Here is a 3,755-nt window from a genome sequence, read left to right as displayed (position 1 = left end):
GCGACAACGAGGACGACCTCGCGCCGCACGAAATCGCGAAGGCGTTGCACTTAGAAGCTTTCCCAGCTCACAAGCGACATATCGATGTCGGCGGGCGTATGGGGAGCCGGATGCTCGCAGATGGTTCCCACAACGAGCATCGCCTCAAGGGAAAGGCCTTCCGGTGCGCCGAGGATGCGGCTGACATAGTCGCTCGAAGGTGTACCGTCGGCGGCAGTGCGCATGCGGGCCTGGACCCAGCAGCTGCCAAGGCCCAGCGCATCGGCCGCCAAGTGCATGTTGGTCATGGCAACCGAGCAGTCTTCGACCCACGTGTCGGCGATGGACGGGTCCCCGAACACGGCAATGACCAGGCTCGCCGTGTCGAAAAGCTTCTGTTTGGGATCGCGAGCTTGGGCCAGGCGGGAAATCGTCTCCGCGTCCTCTACGACGACGAAGCGCCAGGGCTTTTTCCCCTTGCCCGCAGGGCCGGACATGCCCGCGACGAGAAGCGCCTCGACCGTCTCGCGGGGAATGCTTCCTCCCGTAAAGCTGCGGATGCTGCGGCGATGAAGCAGCGTATCGAGAATTTCCATGAGGTTCCTTTCTTTATGACCAGCTCAGGTCACTAACTTTTCCCCAGCGAGCAGCAACGCCCCACCGTGAAACAGCGTCCTGCGGAGAAGTGTCTACAAAGCCGCGATGGCCTCCTCGAGCGCAACAATCTCCTCTTCGCGCGTGGCCCAACTCGTGCAGACGCGAATGGCGACATGCTCCTCATCCGTGCGCTCCTCGAATTCCAACTCGAACCGCTCGGAAATCTGCGCGTACTGAGCGTCGGTGAAGTTGATGAAGACCTGGTTTGTCGTCGTCTGCGCGAACAGGGGAATGCCCGCCTTCGCGCAAGCGTCCTTCACGCGCGCGGCATACTCGTTCGCACGGCGGGCGACCTTGAAGTAGAGGTCGTCGGTGAAGAGCGCCTCGAACTGCGCACCAAGCAGCCACCCCTTCGCGAGCATGGCCCCGTTCTGCTTCATGTTCGCGCGGAAATGCGACTTGAGCTCGTCGTTCACGATGACGACGGCCTCGCCGAACAGCGCGCCGCATTTCGTGCCGCCGCAATAGAACACGTCGGCGAGGCGGGCGATGTCCTCGAGGGAAACGTCGCCGCCGATCGCTTCGAGGCCGTAGGACAGGCGCGCGCCGTCGATGAATAGGTAGAGCGAGAACTCATCGCACACCGCACGGATGGCGGCGAGCTCGGCAAGCGTATAGACGGAACCTGTCTCCGTCGCCATGGAAAGATAGACCATCTTGGGCTGCGTGATATGTTCGGGAATGATGCTTCCCGCCCAGTTGGCGGCGATGGCGCGCACCTGGTCGGCGCTGATTTTGCCATCGTGAGCAGGTGCGGTTTCGCACTTGTGGCCCGCGTGCTCGACCGCGCCGGTCTCGTGCACGTTGATGTGCCCGGAGTCCGCGCAGACGACACTCTGCCATGGGCGCAGGGCGGACTCGATGACGACGAAGTTCGCCTGCGTGCCGCCAACGAGGAAGTGCACATCGGCCGAGGGCGCACCTGCACGCTCGCGAATCAGGCGGGCCGCGCGCTCGCACACTTCGTCGCAGCCATAGCCGCAAAACGCCTGGTCGTTAATAGTCTGGAGCGCCTCGAGAACCTCGGGGAGCGCGCCTTTGCAGTAATCGCAGTTGAGTCTGATCATGGAATCCTGGCTTTCGGGAAACAGCAGTTTGAGAAATGTACGGACAACAGCATATCGTACCGATGCCGAAAGCGGCGCAAGACCGCGCTAAACGCGGCGCCTTTCCCGCATGCGCGCCACAGCCACCGCAATGGCGACCGCCGCAAGCGCGCCTGCCGTGTCGACGCCGACATCGAACGGCTGCCCGCTTCGGCCCGCAACGAACAGCTGGTGGAACTCATCGAAGCAGGCGTACAAGAAGGCGACAAACACCGCGCCCGCCGCAGCAGGGGCGATTTTGCGCGTATTCCGCAGCGCTTGGGAAGACCGAAGCGTCTGGGCCTGGCGCAGTGTCGCAAAGGCGAGCAGACCCAACACGGCGTACTCGCTGAAATGCCCCGCCTTTCGCACGGGGAAACTGAGCGATTCCACGACAGCCATCTGCTCATCGGGCGACATGCCGGAATAGCCCGGCCACACTGCCGAGAGAACGAGAGACGTTACGCCATCGCTCATGCCCTGGGAGTGGTCGCCGTCGTTTGCCGACATGAAGAAGATGAACCACATCCACAGGACGAGCACCACAATGCACACCGCAAGACGTATGCATTGCCAACGACGCTCGTGTGACGAAGAAGACGACATGGTTCCTATCTTTTCTCTTGCAATGCTACAAAATCGGGGCTGGTGCGATATGGCCAGCCCCGATTCGTCCGTTTGGTTTGCCTACCTTAAGCCACACCCTACATCGGCGGGAAGCGCACGACAAGGTACACAGCCGACACAGCGATGGTGACGAGCATGATCGGGAAGCCGTATTTCAAGAAGCCGATGAACGTGATCTCGGTACCGTGCTTCTTGGCGATATCGGACATGACGACGTTCGCCGACGCGCCGATGAGCGTGCCGTTGCCGCCGAGGCAGGCGCCGAGCGACACCGCCCACCACAGGGGCATAACGTCCATGCCGGTCGCCTCCATGGAAAGCAGGATCGGGATCATCGTGGCCACGAAGGGGATGTTGTCGAGGAAGCTCGAGATGATCGCCGAAGCGATGAGCAGCACGAGCATGGCGACGAAGGTCGAGCCGCCCGTGACATCGATGAGCGCCTGCGCGAGCATGCCGATGACGCCGACCTCGGACAGGGCGCCGACCACGATGAACAGGCCCGCGAAGAAGACGAGCGTCGTCCATTCCACATGCGCGAGGGCCTCTTCAATGCGCTCGCCCGAGATCAGCATGAGGATACCTGCCGCGGTGAGGGCGACGACGCAGGACTCGATGCCGAGCGAACCGTGCAGCATGAAGCCCGCCGTCACGAGGATGATCATGATGACGCTCTGGCGAAGGAGCGTGGGGTTCTTGATCTCCTCGCGCTCGTCGCGCTCCATGAGGGCGCGCTTGTGCTCCTCGTCGACCTTGAACTTGCGGCCGAACAGCAGATAGAACAGCCCGATCATCACGATGAGGCAGATAATCGCCGCCGGCGCGTCGACCATGACGAAGTCCGCGAACGAGAGGCCCGCGGCCGAGCCGATCATGATGTTGGGCGGGTCGCCGATGAGGGTCGCCGTGCCGCCGATGTTGGAGGCCATGATCTCGGCGAGGAAGAACGGCAGGGGATCGAGGTCGAGCAGGCGGCAGACCGTGACCGTCATAGGGCCGATGAGCAGGACCGTCGTCACGTTGTCGAGCAGTGCCGAGAGCACCGCGGTCAGGCAGACGAAGAGCACCATCACCAGCCAAGGGTTGCCCTTCGCGAGGCGCGCGCACTTGATGGCCAGGTACTCGAAAAGCCCCGATAGCTTCACCACGGCGACGAAGAGCATCATGCCTAGAAGGACGCCGAGCGTGTTGAAGTCGACGTGCTCCATGGCCGCATCGAAGCTGACCACGTGGAGGATGAGCAGGATCATTGCACCGACGACTGCGGCGAGCGCACGATGAATCTTCTCAGTTACGATTGCCACCATCACAACGACGAACACGACGATGGCGATTATCTGGGTTGTGCCCATGCGGTTCCTTTACTGTTCGATTTTTCGCATTCGAATCAGTATCCATGAAGAAGGG

4 protein-coding genes are annotated in these 3,755 nt (G+C 61.9%); all 4 read right to left on the bottom strand.

Annotation, left to right across the window (positions count from 1 at the left end; all coding sequences use genetic code 11):
* Nucleotides 1–50: 50 nt before the first annotated feature.
* The 4 genes from Q0I65_RS09510 to Q0I65_RS09495 all read right to left on the bottom strand — a co-directional run bounded on the left by Q0I65_RS09510 (nucleotide 51) and on the right by Q0I65_RS09495 (nucleotide 3,700).
* Nucleotides 51–575: a nitroreductase family protein gene (locus Q0I65_RS09510; protein ID WP_296062891.1), complete on the bottom strand. Its 525-nt coding sequence runs from the start codon at nucleotides 573–575 to the stop codon at nucleotides 51–53.
* Between the two features lie 93 nt (nucleotides 576–668).
* The gene (locus Q0I65_RS09505; RefSeq protein ID WP_296062889.1) at nucleotides 669–1,703 is read right to left on the bottom strand and encodes an aminotransferase class I/II-fold pyridoxal phosphate-dependent enzyme; all 1,035 of its coding nucleotides are present in this window, start codon (nucleotides 1,701–1,703) and stop codon (nucleotides 669–671) included.
* Between the two features lie 87 nt (nucleotides 1,704–1,790).
* Complete coding sequence (locus Q0I65_RS09500) at nucleotides 1,791–2,327, bottom strand: VanZ family protein (RefSeq protein WP_296062888.1); 537 nt, start codon at nucleotides 2,325–2,327, stop codon at nucleotides 1,791–1,793.
* 98 nt (nucleotides 2,328–2,425) lie between these two features.
* Nucleotides 2,426–3,700 carry an ArsB/NhaD family transporter gene (locus Q0I65_RS09495; RefSeq protein WP_296062886.1) on the bottom strand — a complete coding sequence of 425 codons (1,275 nt, stop codon included), beginning with the start codon at nucleotides 3,698–3,700 and terminating at the stop codon, nucleotides 2,426–2,428.
* Between the last annotated feature and the right edge of the window lie 55 nt (nucleotides 3,701–3,755).

Source organism: uncultured Ellagibacter sp. (assembly GCF_934643285.1).
Lineage (GTDB): Bacteria > Actinomycetota > Coriobacteriia > Coriobacteriales > Eggerthellaceae > Ellagibacter.
This window is presented reverse-complemented; position numbering and strand designations above follow the sequence as displayed.